This is a genomic window from Sphingomonas sp. UYAg733, from assembly GCF_054057355.1.
On the sequence record NZ_JBSRZE010000011.1, the window covers coordinates 76,619 to 93,685 of the forward strand.

Consider the following 17,067-nt stretch of genomic DNA (forward strand, 5'->3'; position numbering starts at 1 on the left):
ATAACGCTGGCAGCGCTCCGTGTAACCGGTTACACAATTCCCGTGGAACCGGTTACACGCGTCGCGAGAACGCAGGCCGACCACCGTACCGTGTCGCCGGATGATCCGGGGCCGGCCCGTAGCGAGAGGGACTGAAGGGGCAATGCCCACCGCCACGATCAGGGATGTTGCGCGCACCGCGTCGGTATCGGTCGCGTCCGCATCGCGCGCGCTCAACGGTCATGCCAGCGTGACCGCGGCGACCCGCGCACGGGTGATCGAGGCCGCCGATGCGCTCAACTATGTCCCGCACCTTGGCGCGCGGAGTCTTTCGACCAGACGCTCGAACACGATCGGCGTGGTGCTGCCCGATCTGTTCGGCGAATTCTTTTCCGAGATCATTCGCGGCATCGATTATGCCGCGCACCGCCGCGGGCTGCAGCTGTTGCTGTCGAACATGCATGGTAGCGCGCAGGAGACCGCCGCGGCGCTGCGCGCGATGCGCGGACGAGTCGATGGGCTGCTGGTCATGTCGCCGCAGCTAGATGCCGATTTCCTGGCGCATAATCTGCCCAAGGGGTTGCCCGCTGTGGTGATGAACGGTCGGATCGAGGGCGCGCGCCATGCGTCGATCGCGATCGACAACCAGGCCGGCGCGCACGCCGCCGTCGCGCATCTTGTCGCGCAAGGGTGCAAGCGCATCGCTCACCTCGCCGGACCGGTGGGCAATGCCGATGCCGACGAGCGCGCGCTGGGCTTTCGCGAAGCGGTGGCCGAAATGCTCGGCGATCGTGATCCGATCGTGCTGGCCGGCGATTTCAGCGAGGAGGCCGGAATCGCCGCTGCGGCCGATCTTGCCGGTCGCGGTGTGGACGGCGTGTTTTCCGCCAACGACATCATGGCGATCGGCTGCATGATCGCGCTGGCCGATACCGGCGTCGATATTCCCGGGGACGTCGCGATCGTCGGTTTCGACGATGTGCCAATCGCGCGTTACGTCACGCCCGGGCTCAGCACGATGCGCGTCCATATCGCCCAGCTCGGCGAAAGCGCACTCGAACGGCTGGTCGCAACGATAGAGGCGGACGAAGCGCCCGAGGCGACAGCCGAATTTCTGACACCAGAACTCGTCGTGCGCGCGTCCCGCGCGCGCGGCGACACCACCGCATCAATAACGGGTCCGAAAAATCGGACGCAGGGGAGAGTAGTATGAACGGGTTCATGAAAGCAGGGCTACGGGCCGCCTTGGTCACGACGACCATCCTTGGCGGCATGTCGATGATGGCGGCGCCGGCGGCGGCGCAGACCACGACCGCATCGGTGCGCGGCCAGGTGACGGGCGCGGACGGCGCACCGGTCAGCGGCGCGACCGTGACGGCGGTCAATACGGGGACTAACCAGACGTTTCGGGCGACGACCGATGCGAACGGCAATTATGGGCTCAACGGCCTGCGGCCGGCGTCGTATGACATGACGGTGACCGGTGCCGATGGTACCGAGAAGAAGCAGCGCATCAGCGTCGGGATCGGTCAGAGTGCTAGCCTTAACGTGACGCTGGGCGCGGCGGTGGCCGATGCGGGTACACCGTCTGCGACGGAAGACAGCGGTAGCGGCGACATTGTTGTGACCGCCGGCTCGCTGGTCGAAAGCCGAACGAGCGAAGTCGCGACCAATGTCAGCCAGCAGCAGATTCGATCTCTGCCACAGACTGACCGTAACTTCCTCTCCTTCGCGGCGCTGGCACCGGGCGTGCGCTACAATGACAGCGAGAATGGCAAGGGGTTCACTTCGGGCGCATCGACCGGCAGTCAGGTCAATGTGTTCATCGATGGCGTTTCGTTGAAGAACAAGCTGCGCGAAGGCGGCGTCGCCGGTCAGCAGAATAGCCGGGGCAATCCATTCGGCCAGCTAGCGGTACAGGAATTCCGCGTTCTTACCCAGAATTACAAAGCCGAATATGAGCAGGCCGGCGCTGCGATCATCACCGCTGTAACAAAATCGGGCACCAATGATTTTCATGGCGAGGTGTTTGGTCAATATACCGGAAAAGGGTTAGCCGAGAAAGACTATTTCAACAAGCGCGACAATCGTCCGGAGCCAAAATTCTCTCGTAAGCAATACGGTATATCGCTGGGTGGACCGATCATAAAGGACAAGCTGTTCTTTTTTGGTACCTACGAAGGCAATGACCAAGATCGCGCTTTCAATGTGAATGCGGGCGGCAGCCCCGCGTTACGGACAGCGTTCGAAGCCAGTACCGGTCGTCCTATTAGCGACTTTGAGGGATCTTTTGTTAGCCCGTTTCGCGGTGACTTTTACTTTGGCAAGCTGACATTGACCCCCGATGAGCGGCAGGTATTTGATCTGTCGTTCAGTCGTCGTCAAGAAAGCGATATCCAAAACTTTGGTGGCAACACCTCTTTTGAGGCAGCCGAAAACAAGCTTAACACCATAGATACCTATCAGTTCAAATGGACTTACACCGGCGATAAATTTGTCAATGAATTCAATGCTAACTATTTGAATTATGAATTCAACCCAGTGTCGCTGAACCCCGAATTGCCATCCCGTGAATATGCCGGCGTGCTGACAATCGGCGGCAAGGATTCAAGTCGCCGCGAGTTGCAACAAGGCTACACGATCCGCGACGATTTCACCTATTCTGGTATTGATGGCCATACGTTCAAATTCGGCGCGCGCGTAGAAGTAACCGATATCGACTTCGATAATCAGGCATATATTCAACCGCGATATACATTCTTCAGTGACGACCGAGGCACCCCGACACCGACCGACGATCTGAATTTCAGCTTTCCCGCAGAAGCTCGGCTAGGCCTCGGAAACTCTTTGATCAAATCTTCGAATACGCAGGTAGGTCTGTATCTGCAGGATGACTGGAATGTCACCGACAAATTGCTGCTGAATATCGGCCTGCGTTGGGATTACGAGACGAACGGTTTTGCCAACGAATATATAACGCCGGCCAGTGCAGCTGCTGCACTTCGTGCTTTGCCCAAGACCTTCTACTTCGATCCCGAAAATTACATTACCGATGGTCATAATCGCCCGCCGTTCAAGGGGGCATTCGCACCGCGATTCGGCTTCTCGTATGATATCAAGGGCGACCAATCTACGGTCATCTTTGGCGGGGTCGGTCGCTATTACGATCGCAATAATTTCAGCAACACCGTCGATGAACTCGCTCGCCGTCTGAATCCGGTCGGGGTATTCCGTTTCTCCCAGGATGGACTGCCGCGCAACGGCCTGCCGACGGTGCTCTGGAATAACAGTTACCTGACCCGCGAAGGCCTGATCGCGTTGCGCAACACATCCACATCGGGGCTGCCCGAACTGTTTGCGGTAAAGAATGATGCCAAGCCGCCAGTCAACGATCAGGCCAGTCTCGGCGTACGCCAAAAATTCGGTGCCTGGCAGGCATCGTTGACTGCATCCTATATCCGTGGCCGCAACGGCTATACGCACTTGTTTGCCACGCGAAACAACAATGGCCTGGGTGGATGCTGCAACACGGCGCCGGTCGTGCCATTCGGTTATTCGAATGTCCTGATCGGCTATGACGGCCTCGATACTCGCTACAAGGCGATCTACTTCACGCTCGATAAGAATTATACGAAATCGTCTGGCTGGGGCCTCAACGTCGCCTACACCTTCTCCAAAGCGGAGCAGAATGGCAACGATCTGTTCAGCCTCGATGGCTTGGTACCGGACAGCTATGGCTGGCGTCCGATCAAGGACCGCGACGAAAGGCATCGCCTTGTCATATCCGGCGTCGTCGATTTGCCGGCAGGTTTCCAGCTTTCCACGCTAACCACACTTGGTAGCGGCACTGCTTATCGTACCACTGATAATACAGACACCGGCCCAGGCGGAGCAAAAATCTATAATTCATACCCCCAAAAGAACTGCATTGGAGGATTTCTCGCGTACTGCGAAGTCAATCTCTCTCTGGAAAAACGGCAAAAACTCTTTGGCGATCATGAAATAAGCTTTGCCGTCGATCTGCTGAATGCGTTCAACAACAAGAACTTTAAAGACTTCGACGAATCTTTCTCAACCAGCGATCCGCTATTGCCCGATGGTAACGCCCTACTCACCCTCCCCCGGCGCATTCAGTTCCGCGCCGGTTACCGCTTCTAACCTCCTCCCCCTACCGGCGGCGTCCCCCATCCCCTTGTCGGGCGCCGCCGGGATTCTTTAGTTTCGCGTAATTCGACGGAGTTTCCCATGACCACGCGCCGCGAGCTTCTGCACGGATCGGCGTTGGCGCTGGTTGCGCTCGGCGCGGGTTGTGCACCGGTTGTGGGGATCGCCAAGGGGCCGGCCGTGCCAGCGCTGATCGGCGATCTGCAGGAACGGACCTTTCGCTTCTTCTGGGACACGACCGATCCCAAGACCGGGCTGGCGCATGATCGCTGGCCGACCCAATCCTTCTCCAGCATTGCCGCGGTGGGTTTCGCGCTGACCGCTTATCCGGTCGGTGTGGTCAATGGCTGGATCACACGGACCGAAGCACGCGCGCGGACGCTGACTACATTGGAATATTTCGCGGCGCTGCCGCAGGGGCCCGCCGCGACCGGCATGGGCGGGTATAAGGGTTTCTTCTACCATTTCCTCGAACGCGACACCGGGCATCGTTTTCGCGACACCGAGCTGTCGACGATCGACACGACCTTGCTGTTCGGCGGTATGCTGTTCGCGCAGAGCTGGTTCGATGGCGACGATGCCGATGAGCGACGCATCCGCGCACTAGCCGAGGAACTTTACGGCCGCGCCGACTGGACCTGGATCCGCCCGCGCGCGCCACTGATCGGGATGGGCTGGCGGCCGGAGAACGGCTTTATCCCGAGCGATTGGGACATTTATAACGAGGGCCTGCTGACCTATCTGCTCGCGCTCGCGTCCCCCACCCATGCGGTCGAGCCGGAGACCTGGGACGCATGGACCTCGCGCTTCGAACCGCAATGGACCGACAAATGGGGCGGTAAGCCCTATCTCCATTATCCGCCGCTGTTCGTGCACCAATATAGTCATTTATGGGTCGATTTCCGTGGCATCGCGGATCGCTACATGACCGCCAAAGGCATCGACTATTTCGAGAATACGCGCCGCGCGACCTATGCGCACAAGGCCTATGCGGCGGCCAATCCGGGCGGGTTCAAGGGCTATGGCGGCGATATCTGGGGCCTGACCGCATGCGACGGGCCGGCCGATTTCCGGACGACCATCGATGGCAAGGAACGTCAGTTCTTCAGCTATTCCGCGCGCGGGCCGGGCGACCGTGACGACGGCACGATCGCACCGACCGCCGCCGCAGCCTCGATCGCCTTCGCGCCGGAGATCGCGGTGCCGGCGATCGAGGCGCTGCACCGGCAATATGGCAGCGCGATCTACGGCAAATATGGCTTTATCGATTCGTTCAATCCGACGCTGACCGATCCGCAGGCGCGGCACGACCATGGCAAGGTCGTGCCCGAGGCAGGCTGGATCGGGCCCGATTATCTCGGGATCGACCAGGGGCCGATCGTGCTGGGGATCGAGAATTGGCGCACTGGCATGATCTGGGCGACGATGCGCAAGAATCCGCATATCCGGCGCGGGTTGAAGCTGGCCGGGTTCAAGGGCGGATGGCTGGGTTGACGGTCTCAAGCTCCCAAATCCGTTCGCTTCGAGCGAAGTCGATAAGCCGGTTCCTGGAACTGGCCTATCGACTTCGCTCGAAGCGAACGGGGGAGTTGGGCATGCTAGCGCTCGTTGGGCTCTTCCTAGCAAGCTGCGCGCCCGCCTCCACCAAGACCACACTCAACATCTGGGCGATGGGCCGTGAGGGCGAGGTGATCGGGCAGCTGATCCCGGCGTTCGAAAAGGAGAATCCGGACATCGAGGTGCGGGTGCAGCAATTGCCGTTCACCGCCGCGCACGAGAAATTGCTTACCGCCTTTGCCGGCGACGCGCTGCCCGACATGGCGCAGCTCGGCAATAGCTGGGTGCCTGAGTTCGTCGCGCTCGGCGCGCTGTCGCCGCTCGATCGGCGTGTCGCGGCGACGCCGGCGATCGACAGGATCGATTATTTCCCCGGCGTATGGGATTCCAACATTGTCGGCGGCGCGCTGTACGGCGTGCCCTGGTATGTCGATACGCGGCTGCTCTTCTATCGCCGCGACCTGCTCAAACAGGCGGGGTATGACCATCCGCCGCGCGACTGGGCGGAATGGCGCGCGCAGATGCGGGCGATCAAGAAACTGGTCGGGCCGCAGAAATACGCCGCTCTCCTCCCGCTCAACGAATATGAGCCGCTGACTATGCTCGGGCTCAATCAGCCGCAGGAAATGTTGCGCGATGGTGGCCGCTACGGCAATTTCCGCGGGGCCGGCTTCAAGGCAGCACTGGCCTTTTATCTCGAGATCTTTCGCGACAAGCTCGCGCCGATTGCGACCAACACCGAAATCTCCAATGTGTGGGATGAATTCGATCGCGGGTTGTTCAGCTTCTACATCACCGGCCCCTGGCAGATCGGCGAGTTCAAGCGCCGCCTGCCTGCAACCCGACAAGGTATCTGGATGACCGCGCCGGTGCCGGGGCCCGATGGTCCGGGCAGTTCGAATGCGGGCGGATCGAGCCTGGTGTTGTTCAAGGCGTCGACCAAGCAAGCGGCGAGCTGGAAGCTGATCGAGTATCTCTCGCGACCCGCGACGCAAATCCGATTCCACGCGCTGACCGGCGATTTGCCGCCACGGCGCAGCGCCTGGGCATCGCCGTCGCTGCGCGAGGACCGTTATGCGCGCGCCTTTGCCGACCAATTGCTACGCGTAAAACCGACTCCCAAAGTGCCGGAATGGGAACGCATCGCGACCGAGGTACGGCTGGTCGCGGAGGCCGCCGCGCATGGGCGAATGACGGTCGATCAGGCTGCGGCGGAGATGGATAAACGGGCCGATGCGATCCTCGCCAAAAGGCGCTGGATGCTGAATCAAGGGACGGCGAAGTGATGGCGCCCGCCCTCTCCGTATTCGGGTTCGTCGCATGAAGCGCGAGGGTGCCGCCTGGATTTTCGTCGCGCCTGCTCTGGTCGCGCTCGGACTGTTCTTCTTCCTGCCGGTGGTCGCCGCTCTGGTGCTGAGCTTCACCGATTTCGACATTTATTCGCTCGCCGACATCCGCAATCTGCGTTTCGTCGGGCTCGACAATTATCTCACGCTGCTGAAGACGCCGCTGTTCTGGAAGGCGCTCGGCAACACGCTGTATTTTGTCGTGCTCGGCGTGCCGTTGTCGATCGCGCTGTCGCTCGGCGCCGCGCTGTTGATCAATTCCAAGCTGGCGCGGTTCAAGGGACTGTTCCGCACGATCTATTTCGCGCCGGTCGTCACCACTTTGGTCGCGGTGGCGGTGATCTGGCGGTATTTGCTCCACACCAAATACGGGCTGATCAACTGGGGCCTTGGCGGATTGGGGATCGATCCGGTCGATTGGCTCGGCGATCCGAATTGGGCGATGCCGGCGATCGTCATCTTCGCTGTGTGGAAGAATTTCGGTTACAACATGATCATCCTGCTCGCCGGGCTGCAGACCATCCCCGAGGAGCTGTACGAAGCCGCGAAGATCGACGGCGCGGGACGCTGGGCACAGTTCCGGCACGTCACCCTGCCCGCGCTCGCGCCGGTCATGCTGGTGGTGTCGATCCTGACCATGGCGGGATATTTCCAGCTGTTCGCCGAACCCTATATGATGACGCAAGGGGGGCCGGTCGAAAGCACCGTCTCGGTCCTCTATTTCATGTTCGAGCAGGGTTTCAAATGGTGGAACCTGGGCTTCGCGACATCGGTCGCGTTCGTCCTGTTCGTCATCCTGTTCGCGATCACGCTGGTCCAGCTGAAACTGTCGCAGCGCTGGAGCGACCAATGAAGACCCCGACGAAACAGGGCGCCCTGATCACCAACACGCTGATGGTGCTGCTCGGCCTGTTCGCGGTTGCGCCGTTGCTATGGATGCTGTCGGTGTCGGTGATGCAGCCGGGCGAAGCGGCGCATTTCCCGCCGCCGCTGATCCCGGCCAACCCGACCATAACGAACTACGTCACGCTGTTCGCCTCGACCGACATGGCGCGGTATTTCGCTAACTCGCTATTGCTCGCGTGTCTCGCGACCGCGCTGTCGCTGACCTTTAACGTGATGGCGGGTTATGCCTTCGCCAAGCTCAATTTCCGCGGGCGCGACCGGATCTTTCGGTTTCTGCTCACCGCCCTGGTCATCCCGGCGCAGGTGGCAATGATCCCGCTGTTCCTGATCTGCAAGGAACTCGGGCTGGTCAACAGCTTCGGCGGCGTGCTGGTGCCGTCGATCGCGACGGTGTTCGGCATCTTCCTGGTGCGGCAATATGCGTTGGCCATTCCCGACGAGATGCTCGAGGCGGCACGGATCGACGGAGCCAGCGAGTTCCGCATCTTCCGCGTCATCGTACTGCCTTCGCTCGGGCCGATCCTGGTGACGCTGGCCACATTCAGCTTTCTCGGGTCGTGGAGCGATTTCCTGTGGCCGCTGATCATCCTCAATGACGGCGACAAGGCGACCTTGCCGGTCGCGCTGGCCAATCTCAGCCGCGAACATGTGCAGGATTTCGAGCTGATGATGGCGGGCAGCGTGGTGACCTTGCTGCCGGTGCTGATCCTGTTCGTAGTGCTGCAGCGCTACTATATTTCCGGGCTGCTCGCCGGGAGCGTCAAGGGATGAGGATAACCGCAGTCCTTTTGCTTGCCGCCGGCGGCATCGCGCCACCCTCCGTTCGCGCTGAGCCTGTCGAGGCGCCGATCGCCCCTTCGACCGCGAAAGAGGCCCTTCGACAAGCTCAGGGCGACCGGGGTGGGATGCTGGACCCGATGGACGCAGTCGGCCCGTGGCAAGCCAAGGCATCCGATGGCGTTTCCGCCACTGTATCGAGCATCGCCGGACAGGCCGGCAGGGCGCTGCGGCTCGACTGGGATTTCGCCAAGGTGTCGGGCTATGCCTATGTCCGGCGGCCGTTGCCGATCACCCTGCCGGAGAATTACGCGATCAGCCTGTGGGTGCGCTGGACCGGCGGCGTCAACAATCTCGAATTCAAGCTGGTCGATGCGAGTGGCGAGAATGTCTGGTGGGTGTCGCGGCCCGATATCCCGCTGAAGCCGGGCTGGCAGAGGCTTACCTTCCGCAAGCGTGACGTCGAGTTCGCCTGGGGGCCCACGAACGACAAAATACTGCGCCAGGCGGCGTCGATCGAGTTCGTCGTCAGTCGCGGCAAGGATGGCGGCAAGGGCAGCGTCGACATCGACCAGCTCGACCTGACGGAGCTGCCTGCGGTCGCCGCCGCCCTGCCCGCGCCGAAGCTCAGCGCGCCCGATGGCGATGCCGCGCTGGCGATGGACGGCAAGCTCGCGAGCGCCTGGACGGGCAAGGCGCCGCTGACGATCGATTTCGGCGGAGCGAAGGAGTTCGGCGGTGTCGTGCTGCGCTGGGCGAGTCCGCCGCCCGATTATCGCATCGAGACGTCGATCGACGGCAGTGCCTGGGATCTGCGCCGCTCGGTCGTGGCGAGCGATGGCGGCGACGACCCGATCGCGCTCCCGGAGAGTGAGGCGCGCTATCTGCGCATCGTGCCGGGCGGCCGGGCGCGGCTGGCCGAGATCGAAGTGAAACCGCTCGACTGGGCGGCGACGCCCAATGCCTTTATCGCCTCGCTCGCCAGGGACGCGCCGCGCGGCAGCTACCCGCGCGGATTTTCGGGCAAGCAAAGTTACTGGACGCTGATCGGCACCGATGGCGGCACGGCATCGGGCCTGATCGGCGAGGATGGCGCGGTCGAGACCGGCAAGGGCAGTTTCTCGATTGAGCCGTTCGTCGAGGTCGATGGCAAGCGCTTTAGCTGGGCCGATGTGAAGGCGATACCGAGCCTGGCGGATGGCTATTTGCCAATCCCGTCGGTGACATGGAATGCCTCGGGCTGGACGCTCGAAACGCGGGCATTTTCCGATCCTGCTGTGCGCGACGGGCGGATGATGCTGCGCTATATGTTGCGCAACAAAAGCTCAGCGCCAGTCAAGACGAAGCTCGTGCTGGCGGTGCGCCCGTTTCAGGTCAATCCACCCGCGCAATTCCTCAGCCAGCGCGGCGGGGTGAGTGAGATTTCCCGGCTGTCGTGGCGCGACGGCAAGCTGGAGGTGAGCGGCGCGAGCGATACCGGTGCGCCGGTCACGGTGGTGCAACCATTGGCGACACCGACGGATGTGAAGGTCGCGCTCTTCGATTCGGGCGGCGCGCTTTCAACTAGTGCTTCCCCGGCGAAGGCCAGGGAAACGGTTGAGGATGAGACAGGTCTCGCGTCGGCCGCGTTGACCTATGACATCGCGCTGGCACCGGGCGAATCGCGCGCCATCTATGTCGCCGCTTCGACGCCGGGCAAACCGTTCTCCGCCGTCGCCAACGCTGCAGCATTCGACGCGACCGAGAGCGCCACGCGTGCCTATTGGCGCGAGCGGCTCGACCGGGTCGCGATCACAGTGCCGCCAGCGAAACAGGCGCTGGCCGACACGGTGCGGAGCAGTCTCGCGCACATTCTGATGAGCCGCGACGGGCCGATGCTGCGGCCCGGCACGCGCAGCTATGCGCGGTCGTGGATCCGCGACGGGGCGATGATCTCCGAAGGATTGCTGCGCCTCGCCCAGCCGGAGATCGTGTCGGCCTATGCCGACTGGTACACGCCGTACATCTTCCCCAATGGCAAGGTGCCGTGCTGCGTCGATTTCAAGGGTGCCGATCCGGTGCCGGAGAATGATAGTCACGGCGAATATATCTTCCTCGCGACCGAGCTGTATCGCTACACCGGGGATGCCGCGCGTTTGGCGCGATACTGGCCCGCTATCCTCGGCGCCGAGCGCTATATGGAGAGCCTGCGCGTCGAGACGCGGACGCCGGGCACCGACAAATGGCTGTACGGCCTGATGCCGCCTTCGATCAGTCACGAGGGGTATTCGGCCAAGGCGCAATATAGCCTGTGGGACGATTTCTGGGCGCTGCGTGGCTACAAGGATGCGGCCTATACAGCACAAGTGCTGGGCAAGCCCGAGGCCGCAGCAATCGTGCAGCATCGCGATCAGTTCCAGGGCGATGTGCACGCCGCGATCGGTGCGGCGGCGGCACATTGGAAGATCGGTTTCATCCCCGGCGCGACGAGTCTTGGCGATTTCGACGCGACCTCGACAACCATGGGGCTCGACCCGGCGGGTGAGCAATTGCGGCTCGATCCGGTGCTGCTCGCGGGAACGTTCGATCGTTACTGGGGCGACTTCTTGCTGCGCCGCGACGGCAAGAAGCCGTGGAAGGATTATACGCCGTACGAACTGCGCAACGTGTCGGCGATGATCCGGCTGGGCAAGCGCGATCGAGTCGATCCGATGCTCGATTTCTTCTTCGCCGATCGACGTCCACAGGCGTGGAACGGCTGGGCGGAGGTCGTGGGCAAGGAGCCGCGCGAGGTGCGTTTCATCGGCGACATGCCGCATGCGTGGATTTCCTCAGACTTCATCCGCGCCGCGCTCGACATGTTCGCCTATGAGCGCGCCGATGACGGTGCGCTGGTGATCGGCGCGGGGCTGTCGGACGCGTATCTCGACGGGCCGGGATCGTCGATCAGCGGCTTGCACACGCCACATGGCAGCCTCGACCTGACGATGCGCGCGACGCCGGCCATGCTGCGCGTGACCATCGGTGGCACGGCAAAGCCGAAGGGCGGGTTCGTGCTGCCCTGGCCGTGGAAGACCAAGCCGGGCCGCGCGACGATCGACGGCAAAGCGACCAGCTTCGGCGATGGCGCGCTACTCGTCCCGGCCACCGGGCGTCCCATCATTGTGGAGGTATCGCGATGATCGCCGCGACGCTTATGGCACCGGGACTTGCCATGTCATCATCATCCGTTCGCCCCGCGGCTGGCGACTATGCGTACCAGCTGTTCCTGCCGCACGGCTATCTCTCCTCGGGCAAGGCGGCATGGCGCTGACCACCTATCCCGTCATCAATCACGGATCATGGGTGCCCGCCCCAACCACCAAGACCGACATCAAGAAGGACAAGAAATGACGAAGACGCCCTTCCCCGCCGATTTCCTCTGGGGATGCGCCACTGCTGCCTATCAGATCGAAGGATCCCCGCTCGCCGATGGTGCGGGGGCGAGCATCTGGCAGCGCTTCAGCCACGACCCGCGCCTGATGGCCACGAAGGGCGATACCGGCGACATTGCGTGCGACCATTACAACCGCATGGAGGACGATGTCGCGCTGATGAAGGAGCTCGGGCTGCAGGCATACCGCTTCTCGGTCGCCTGGGGCCGGGTGCTGCCCGAAGGGATCGGCCAGGTGAACGAAGCGGGGCTCGGTTTCTACGAGCGGCTGGTCGACACCCTGCTCAAGAACGGGATCGCGCCGCTGTGCACGCTCTATCACTGGGACCTGCCGGTGGCCCTCGACGATCGCGGCGGCTGGCTCAATCGCGACATTGCCGACTGGTTCGCCGATTATGGCCGGGTGCTGTTCGAGCGGCTCGACGGGCGTGTGAAGAAATGGGTCACGCTCAACGAACCCTGGGTAGTGACCGATGGCGGTTACCTGCACGGCGCGCTCGCGCCCGGGCACCGCAACACCTTCGAGGCGCCGATCGCGAGCCATAATCTGATGCGCGCGCATGGCGCTGCGGTGAAGACGTATCGCGAAGTCGGCAAGAACGAGATCGGACTGGTGGTCAATCTCGAGCCAAAATATGCCGCGTCCGGCTCCGCCGAGGACATGGCCGCGACGCGTCGCGCGGAGGCATATATGAACCGCCAATATCTCGAACCGGCGATCCATGGCCGCTATCCGCCTGAGCTCAAGGAGATATTCGGCGAGGCCTGGGCCGACTGGCCGGCGGAGGATTTCGACCTGATAAAGCAGCCGATCGATTTCATCGGGGTCAATTACTACACACGCAACGTTACCCAGGCGGATGACAGCTTTCCGCTCAAGGCGGGGCCGGTCGAACAGAAACAGGCGACCCACACCACGACCGGCTGGGAAGTCTTCCCGCAAGGGCTGACCGATGTGCTGTTATGGGTGAAGGACAATTATGGCGACCTGCCGCTTTACGTCACCGAAAATGGCGCGGCCTTTTATGACCCGCCCATGGCGGAAGGCGGCAAGGTCGATGATCCGTTGCGTGTCGATTATCTGAAGAAGCATATCGCGGCGATCGGCACCGCGATCGAGCGCGGCGTCGATGTTCGCGGTTACATGCTGTGGTCGTTCCTCGACAATCTCGAATGGTCGCTCGGCTATTCGAAACGCTTTGGCATCGTGCATGTGAATTTCGACACGCTGCAGCGTACGCCGAAGAATTCGGCGCGGCTCTATTCCCAGGTCATCGCCACGAACGCAGAGACGCTTTATTGAATGGCCTTTCCAAATCGGCCTGGCGGTCTTAAGCCGCCGCCATACCCGAATCTCGAAAGGCCAGAGTCATGCGTGAAGCCGCGATCGTCGCCACCGCCCGTACCCCGATCGGCAAGGCCTATCGCGGCGCGTTCAACATCACCGAAGCGCCGGTGCTGGCGGGCCACGTGATGAACGCGGCGGTCGCGCGCGCCGGGATCGATCCGGCGCGGATCGACGATGTGTTCTGGGGCGTCGGCGGTCAATGGGGCACGCAAGGCGGCAATGCCGGGCGCATGGCGATCTTCGCCGGCGGCCTGCCGCAAAGCGTGCCGGCCTTCACGCTCGATCGCAAATGCGGCTCCGGCTTGACTGCGGTGGCGCTCGCCGCGCGCTCGATCATCGCCGGCGACATCGATGTCGCGCTGGCCGGGGGCATGGAATCGATCAGCTTCACCGTGACCAAGGACGCGCCGCGCTACGTCAACCAGTCGGTGCTCGACAAGGAACCCGCCGCCTATATCGCGATGATCGAGACCGCCGAGATCGTCGCCGAGCGTTACGGCATCAGCCGCGCGGCGCAGGACGACTATGCCGCAAAGAGCCAGCAGCGCGCCGCGCGCGGGATCGAGAACGGCGCGTTCGTCGAGGAGATCGCGCCGATCACGGTCGAGAAAGGCCTGTTCGACAAGGAAGGCAACCGCACCGGCAGCGAAACCGTCACCGTGTCGCAGGATGAGGGCATTCGCGCCGGCACGACGATCGAGGCACTTCAGGGGCTGAAGACGGTGTGGCCGGGTGGCCAGTTCACCGGCCCGGGCCGCAACATCACCGCGGGCAATGCCAGCCAATTGTCGGATGGCGCGGCGGCGCAGATCCTGATGGATCGTGCGGCCGCCGAGGCCGAGGGTCGGCAAATACTCGGCATCTATCGCGGGTTCCAGGCGGCGGGCTGCGGCCCCGAGGAAATGGGCATCGGTCCGGTCTTCGCGATCCCCAAGCTGCTCGACCGCGCCGGGCTTTCGGTGGCCGATATCGGGCTATGGGAGTTGAACGAGGCGTTCGCTTCGCAATGCCTTTATTGCCGCGACCATCTCGGCATCGATCCCGACAAGTACAACGTCAATGGCGGCGCGATAGCGGTCGGGCATCCGTTCGGGATGACCGGTTCGCGGCTGGTCGGCCATGCGCTGATCGAGGGCAGGAAGCGTGGTGTTCGTTATGTCGTGGTGTCGATGTGCACTGCCGGCGGCATGGGCGCGGCGGGGCTGTTCGAGATCGTCTGAGGTTCGCGAATGCGCGATCCCCTGCGCTGGTACCTTGGGACAATGGCGTTCCGACAATAAGAAAGAGCGAGCCGGTTTCAGTCCGGCAAGAGATGACTTCCAGATTCTGTGCCGTGGTTGAATCGCCACCGTCGACAGGATTGTTGGGGGGACGAGCAGCCGGAGATATGTCACACCGATATGTGACATATCTCCGGCCGTCGCCTCAGCGAGAGGCTGACGTTATTATGTTGCTGTATATCAGATAGTTATGCAGAATCACAGCGTCGGCGCGAGCATAGGAAGAAGCGCATAGTCCTCCTGAAAAATCAGGCAAGCGCTTTTTCCACCGCAGCGATCGACTCGACGTGCAACGCCCAGAAGTCGCGCACCGTGCCGCCCGCCAGTTTCGTTTGCAACACGGCGAGATGCGAGTGCCAGCCGCCGCCGAAATTGGCCATTGCGGCGGGGCCGCTGATCCCGTTGTGCGTCAGCACCAGCCTGGTGCGGTCGCCATCGGGTGACAGGTCGAAGGTGGCAACGCCTTCCTTACCGCCATCCCAGCTGAAGACGAGCCGGCACGGCGGATCGTAAGCGACGATCTTCTCATGCGCGACATATCCCTTTCCGGCCTTATATTTCTCAGGATAGGGCACGTCGTCGGTCGACAGATTATCATGGTCGAAGGCAAGTTCTATCTCTCCACCGACCCGCGTGCCGGTCTTGCCGCCGGCGAACCATTGCGCGCGCAATTCGGGTTCGACCAGCCAGCGCCAGACCGTCTCGATCGGCGCATCAAGCGTGCGCTCCATACGGATCGTGTCGGCGTCGGTGCGTGCAAAATCAATCATCGGTCTTCTCCATCAGGGTAGCGAGGTTATCGAGGATCATCGTCCAGCCCTGGCGGGTCTGGTCCTTATAGCCGGCCCATTGCGGGTCCATTTCGTGGGTGAGCGTCAGGACCGATCCGGCGCCGGTGGCGACGATTTCGATCGTCACCCTGGTCCACTCCCCCTCCTTCGCCGGGTCGGCGGCGAACAGGAAAGCGAGCCGGTGCGGGCGGTCGATCACTTCATATTTCAACCGGTGCCCGGCGTCGCCGGCGGCGCGGCGTTCGACGATCAGCGCGCGGCCGCCGACGCGGGCGTCGATCTCGACCTTTTCCATTTCGCCATCGGGCGTGGCGAACAGGAACTTGCCGGCCTGAATGGGGTCGAGCCAAGCATCGAATATGCGTTCGGGCGGAGCGGCGAAATCGCGTTTCACGGTAAGGATGATCGGCGTCGTCATGGTTTTTTCTCCATGTCGTTGGCGATGAGCGTCTCGAGCAGGTCGAGGCGGTTGTTCCAGAACTGCTCCCATTGCCGAAGCCAGGCCTGCGCCTCACGCAGCGGCTCGGCGCGCAGCCGGCAAAGCTGTGTCCGCCCGGCCTTGCGCCGTTCGACCAGCCCGGCGCGCTCGAGCGCCTTCACATGTTTGGAAGCACCGGCAAAGCTCATCGCATGGGGTGCGGCAAGTTCACCAATACTGCGCTCGCCACCCGACAGGCTGGCGAGCATGGCGCGGCGCGTCGGGTCCGAGAGCGCGGCGAAAGTGGCGTCGAGTCGTTCAACCATGTGGTTGTATATCGATGGCAGCCGTTTGATTGTCAACCGGCCGGTTTAATAATTTTGCGGAGATCGGAGCGAGTGCAAGTTCCCCAGCCGCAACGATCCGGCGCATTTCTGCCTGGCTGATCTACAGCCACCGTTCGTTTCGAGCGAAGTCCAGAACCAGGCCATGAATGCTACACACGGTTTCTCGACTCCGCTCGAAGCGAACGGAAGGTGTGTAGATATCAGCGCTGATTGTCACGGTTCCGTCAGCGCTAAGTGACATCGATCAAGAGGGTGCCGCGCGCGGCTTCCACCACGTCGTCGGCGATGGCGTTCAGTCCGTTGATCCGTCGCACGATATCGCGCACGCTGCCATAGGACGGCATCCGCCATTCCCATTCACTGACGATGCCGGCGAGACGCCGATGGATGGTCACGATCGATGGCGGCGGTTTGAGCAGCGCCATGCCTTCGACCAATTCCACCAGTTCTTTCGGGAAGGTGCGCTTGCCGGCTTCTGGTCGGGTCGGACGTGCCAGCCCTGCCGGACCATCGGCACGGTAGCGGGCGAGCCAGCGGCGGGCGGTACGGAGCATCGATCGCGGACTCACCCAGCGGCCTACCGGATGCACGGAAGTGGGTATTCAAGTTTGTAATAAGCTGATTCATTGATCCGGTGATGGATTGGTGATTGGCATGGAACGGCTTGGAGTTGGCGATCCGCGCGTTGAGGCGCGCGGGGTCCATTTGTTTGAGCGGATAGTGGAGACGGGCTCGGTTGTGC

Annotated in this window: 14 protein-coding genes; 10 read left to right on the forward strand and 4 right to left on the reverse strand. The window is 62.2% G+C overall.

What is annotated here, in order from left to right; translation table 11 throughout:
* The first annotated feature begins 142 nt into the window (after positions 1-142).
* The 10 genes from ACVWZA_RS16460 to ACVWZA_RS16505 all read left to right on the forward strand — a co-directional run bounded on the left by ACVWZA_RS16460 (position 143) and on the right by ACVWZA_RS16505 (position 14,709).
* Positions 143-1,192, forward strand: a complete 1,050-nt coding sequence (locus ACVWZA_RS16460) for a LacI family DNA-binding transcriptional regulator (protein ID WP_457312345.1) — start codon at positions 143-145, stop codon at positions 1,190-1,192.
* Positions 1,189-4,137, forward strand: a complete 2,949-nt coding sequence (locus ACVWZA_RS16465; RefSeq protein WP_457312346.1) for a TonB-dependent receptor — start codon at positions 1,189-1,191, stop codon at positions 4,135-4,137. The genes ACVWZA_RS16460 and ACVWZA_RS16465 overlap by 4 nt, the downstream gene beginning before the upstream one ends.
* Before the next feature lie 87 nt (positions 4,138-4,224).
* Positions 4,225-5,637, forward strand: a complete 1,413-nt coding sequence (locus ACVWZA_RS16470) for a glucoamylase family protein (protein WP_457312347.1) — start codon at positions 4,225-4,227, stop codon at positions 5,635-5,637.
* A 101-nt stretch (positions 5,638-5,738) separates the two neighbouring features.
* Positions 5,739-6,986 carry a sugar ABC transporter substrate-binding protein gene (locus ACVWZA_RS16475; RefSeq protein ID WP_457312348.1) on the forward strand — a complete coding sequence of 416 codons (1,248 nt, stop codon included), beginning with the start codon at positions 5,739-5,741 and terminating at the stop codon, positions 6,984-6,986.
* Positions 6,987-7,020: 34 nt separating this feature from the next.
* Positions 7,021-7,899, forward strand: coding sequence for a carbohydrate ABC transporter permease (locus tag ACVWZA_RS16480; RefSeq protein ID WP_457312349.1), 879 nt, complete (start codon positions 7,021-7,023; stop codon positions 7,897-7,899).
* Positions 7,896-8,723 carry a carbohydrate ABC transporter permease gene (locus tag ACVWZA_RS16485; protein WP_457312350.1) on the forward strand — a complete coding sequence of 276 codons (828 nt, stop codon included), beginning with the start codon at positions 7,896-7,898 and terminating at the stop codon, positions 8,721-8,723. The genes ACVWZA_RS16480 and ACVWZA_RS16485 overlap by 4 nt, the downstream gene beginning before the upstream one ends.
* Positions 8,720-11,890 carry a discoidin domain-containing protein gene (locus ACVWZA_RS16490; protein WP_457312351.1) on the forward strand — a complete coding sequence of 1,057 codons (3,171 nt, stop codon included), beginning with the start codon at positions 8,720-8,722 and terminating at the stop codon, positions 11,888-11,890. The genes ACVWZA_RS16485 and ACVWZA_RS16490 overlap by 4 nt, the downstream gene beginning before the upstream one ends.
* Positions 11,887-12,021 carry a hypothetical protein gene (locus ACVWZA_RS16495; protein ID WP_457312352.1) on the forward strand — a complete coding sequence of 45 codons (135 nt, stop codon included), beginning with the start codon at positions 11,887-11,889 and terminating at the stop codon, positions 12,019-12,021. Before ACVWZA_RS16490 ends, ACVWZA_RS16495 begins: the two co-directional genes overlap by 4 nt.
* A 76-nt stretch (positions 12,022-12,097) precedes the next feature.
* On the forward strand, positions 12,098-13,444 hold the full coding sequence (locus tag ACVWZA_RS16500; RefSeq protein WP_457312353.1) for a GH1 family beta-glucosidase: 1,347 nt from the start codon (positions 12,098-12,100) through the stop codon (positions 13,442-13,444).
* Between the two features lie 68 nt (positions 13,445-13,512).
* Positions 13,513-14,709, forward strand: coding sequence for an acetyl-CoA C-acyltransferase (locus ACVWZA_RS16505; protein WP_457312354.1), 1,197 nt, complete (start codon positions 13,513-13,515; stop codon positions 14,707-14,709).
* A 308-nt stretch (positions 14,710-15,017) separates the two neighbouring features.
* Here ACVWZA_RS16505 and ACVWZA_RS16510 read toward each other — a convergent pair whose 3' ends face one another.
* From ACVWZA_RS16510 to ACVWZA_RS16525, 4 genes are all read right to left on the reverse strand, one after another.
* Positions 15,018-15,539 (reverse strand): SRPBCC family protein, encoded by a 522-nt coding sequence (locus ACVWZA_RS16510; RefSeq protein ID WP_457312355.1) that lies wholly within the window; start codon positions 15,537-15,539, stop codon positions 15,018-15,020.
* Positions 15,532-15,978, reverse strand: coding sequence for an SRPBCC family protein (locus ACVWZA_RS16515; protein WP_457312356.1), 447 nt, complete (start codon positions 15,976-15,978; stop codon positions 15,532-15,534). The genes ACVWZA_RS16510 and ACVWZA_RS16515 overlap by 8 nt, the downstream gene beginning before the upstream one ends.
* Complete coding sequence (locus ACVWZA_RS16520; RefSeq protein ID WP_457312358.1) at positions 15,975-16,304, reverse strand: ArsR/SmtB family transcription factor; 330 nt, start codon at positions 16,302-16,304, stop codon at positions 15,975-15,977. The genes ACVWZA_RS16515 and ACVWZA_RS16520 overlap by 4 nt, the downstream gene beginning before the upstream one ends.
* Before the next feature lie 251 nt (positions 16,305-16,555).
* Positions 16,556-16,879: a hypothetical protein gene (locus ACVWZA_RS16525; protein WP_457312359.1), complete on the reverse strand. Its 324-nt coding sequence runs from the start codon at positions 16,877-16,879 to the stop codon at positions 16,556-16,558.
* Positions 16,880-17,067: the final 188 nt, after the last annotated feature.

What these genes read in the sequence shown, in the direction of transcription:
- ACVWZA_RS16460 (WP_457312345.1), top strand. Translation starts at nt 143, where the DNA reads ATGCCCACCGCCACGATCAGGGATGTTGCGCGCACCGCGTCGGTATCG.
- ACVWZA_RS16465 (WP_457312346.1), top strand. Translation starts at nt 1,189, where the DNA reads ATGAACGGGTTCATGAAAGCAGGGCTACGGGCCGCCTTGGTCACGACG.
- ACVWZA_RS16470 (WP_457312347.1), top strand. Translation starts at nt 4,225, where the DNA reads ATGACCACGCGCCGCGAGCTTCTGCACGGATCGGCGTTGGCGCTGGTT.
- ACVWZA_RS16475 (WP_457312348.1), top strand. Translation starts at nt 5,739, where the DNA reads ATGCTAGCGCTCGTTGGGCTCTTCCTAGCAAGCTGCGCGCCCGCCTCC.
- ACVWZA_RS16480 (WP_457312349.1), top strand. Translation starts at nt 7,021, where the DNA reads ATGAAGCGCGAGGGTGCCGCCTGGATTTTCGTCGCGCCTGCTCTGGTC.
- ACVWZA_RS16485 (WP_457312350.1), top strand. Translation starts at nt 7,896, where the DNA reads ATGAAGACCCCGACGAAACAGGGCGCCCTGATCACCAACACGCTGATG.
- ACVWZA_RS16490 (WP_457312351.1), top strand. Translation starts at nt 8,720, where the DNA reads ATGAGGATAACCGCAGTCCTTTTGCTTGCCGCCGGCGGCATCGCGCCA.
- ACVWZA_RS16495 (WP_457312352.1), top strand. Translation starts at nt 11,887, where the DNA reads ATGATCGCCGCGACGCTTATGGCACCGGGACTTGCCATGTCATCATCA.
- ACVWZA_RS16500 (WP_457312353.1), top strand. Translation starts at nt 12,098, where the DNA reads ATGACGAAGACGCCCTTCCCCGCCGATTTCCTCTGGGGATGCGCCACT.
- ACVWZA_RS16505 (WP_457312354.1), top strand. Translation starts at nt 13,513, where the DNA reads ATGCGTGAAGCCGCGATCGTCGCCACCGCCCGTACCCCGATCGGCAAG.
- ACVWZA_RS16510 (WP_457312355.1), bottom strand. Translation starts at nt 15,539, where the DNA reads ATGATTGATTTTGCACGCACCGACGCCGACACGATCCGTATGGAGCGC.
- ACVWZA_RS16515 (WP_457312356.1), bottom strand. Translation starts at nt 15,978, where the DNA reads ATGACGACGCCGATCATCCTTACCGTGAAACGCGATTTCGCCGCTCCG.
- ACVWZA_RS16520 (WP_457312358.1), bottom strand. Translation starts at nt 16,304, where the DNA reads ATGGTTGAACGACTCGACGCCACTTTCGCCGCGCTCTCGGACCCGACG.
- ACVWZA_RS16525 (WP_457312359.1), bottom strand. Translation starts at nt 16,879, where the DNA reads ATGCTCCGTACCGCCCGCCGCTGGCTCGCCCGCTACCGTGCCGATGGT.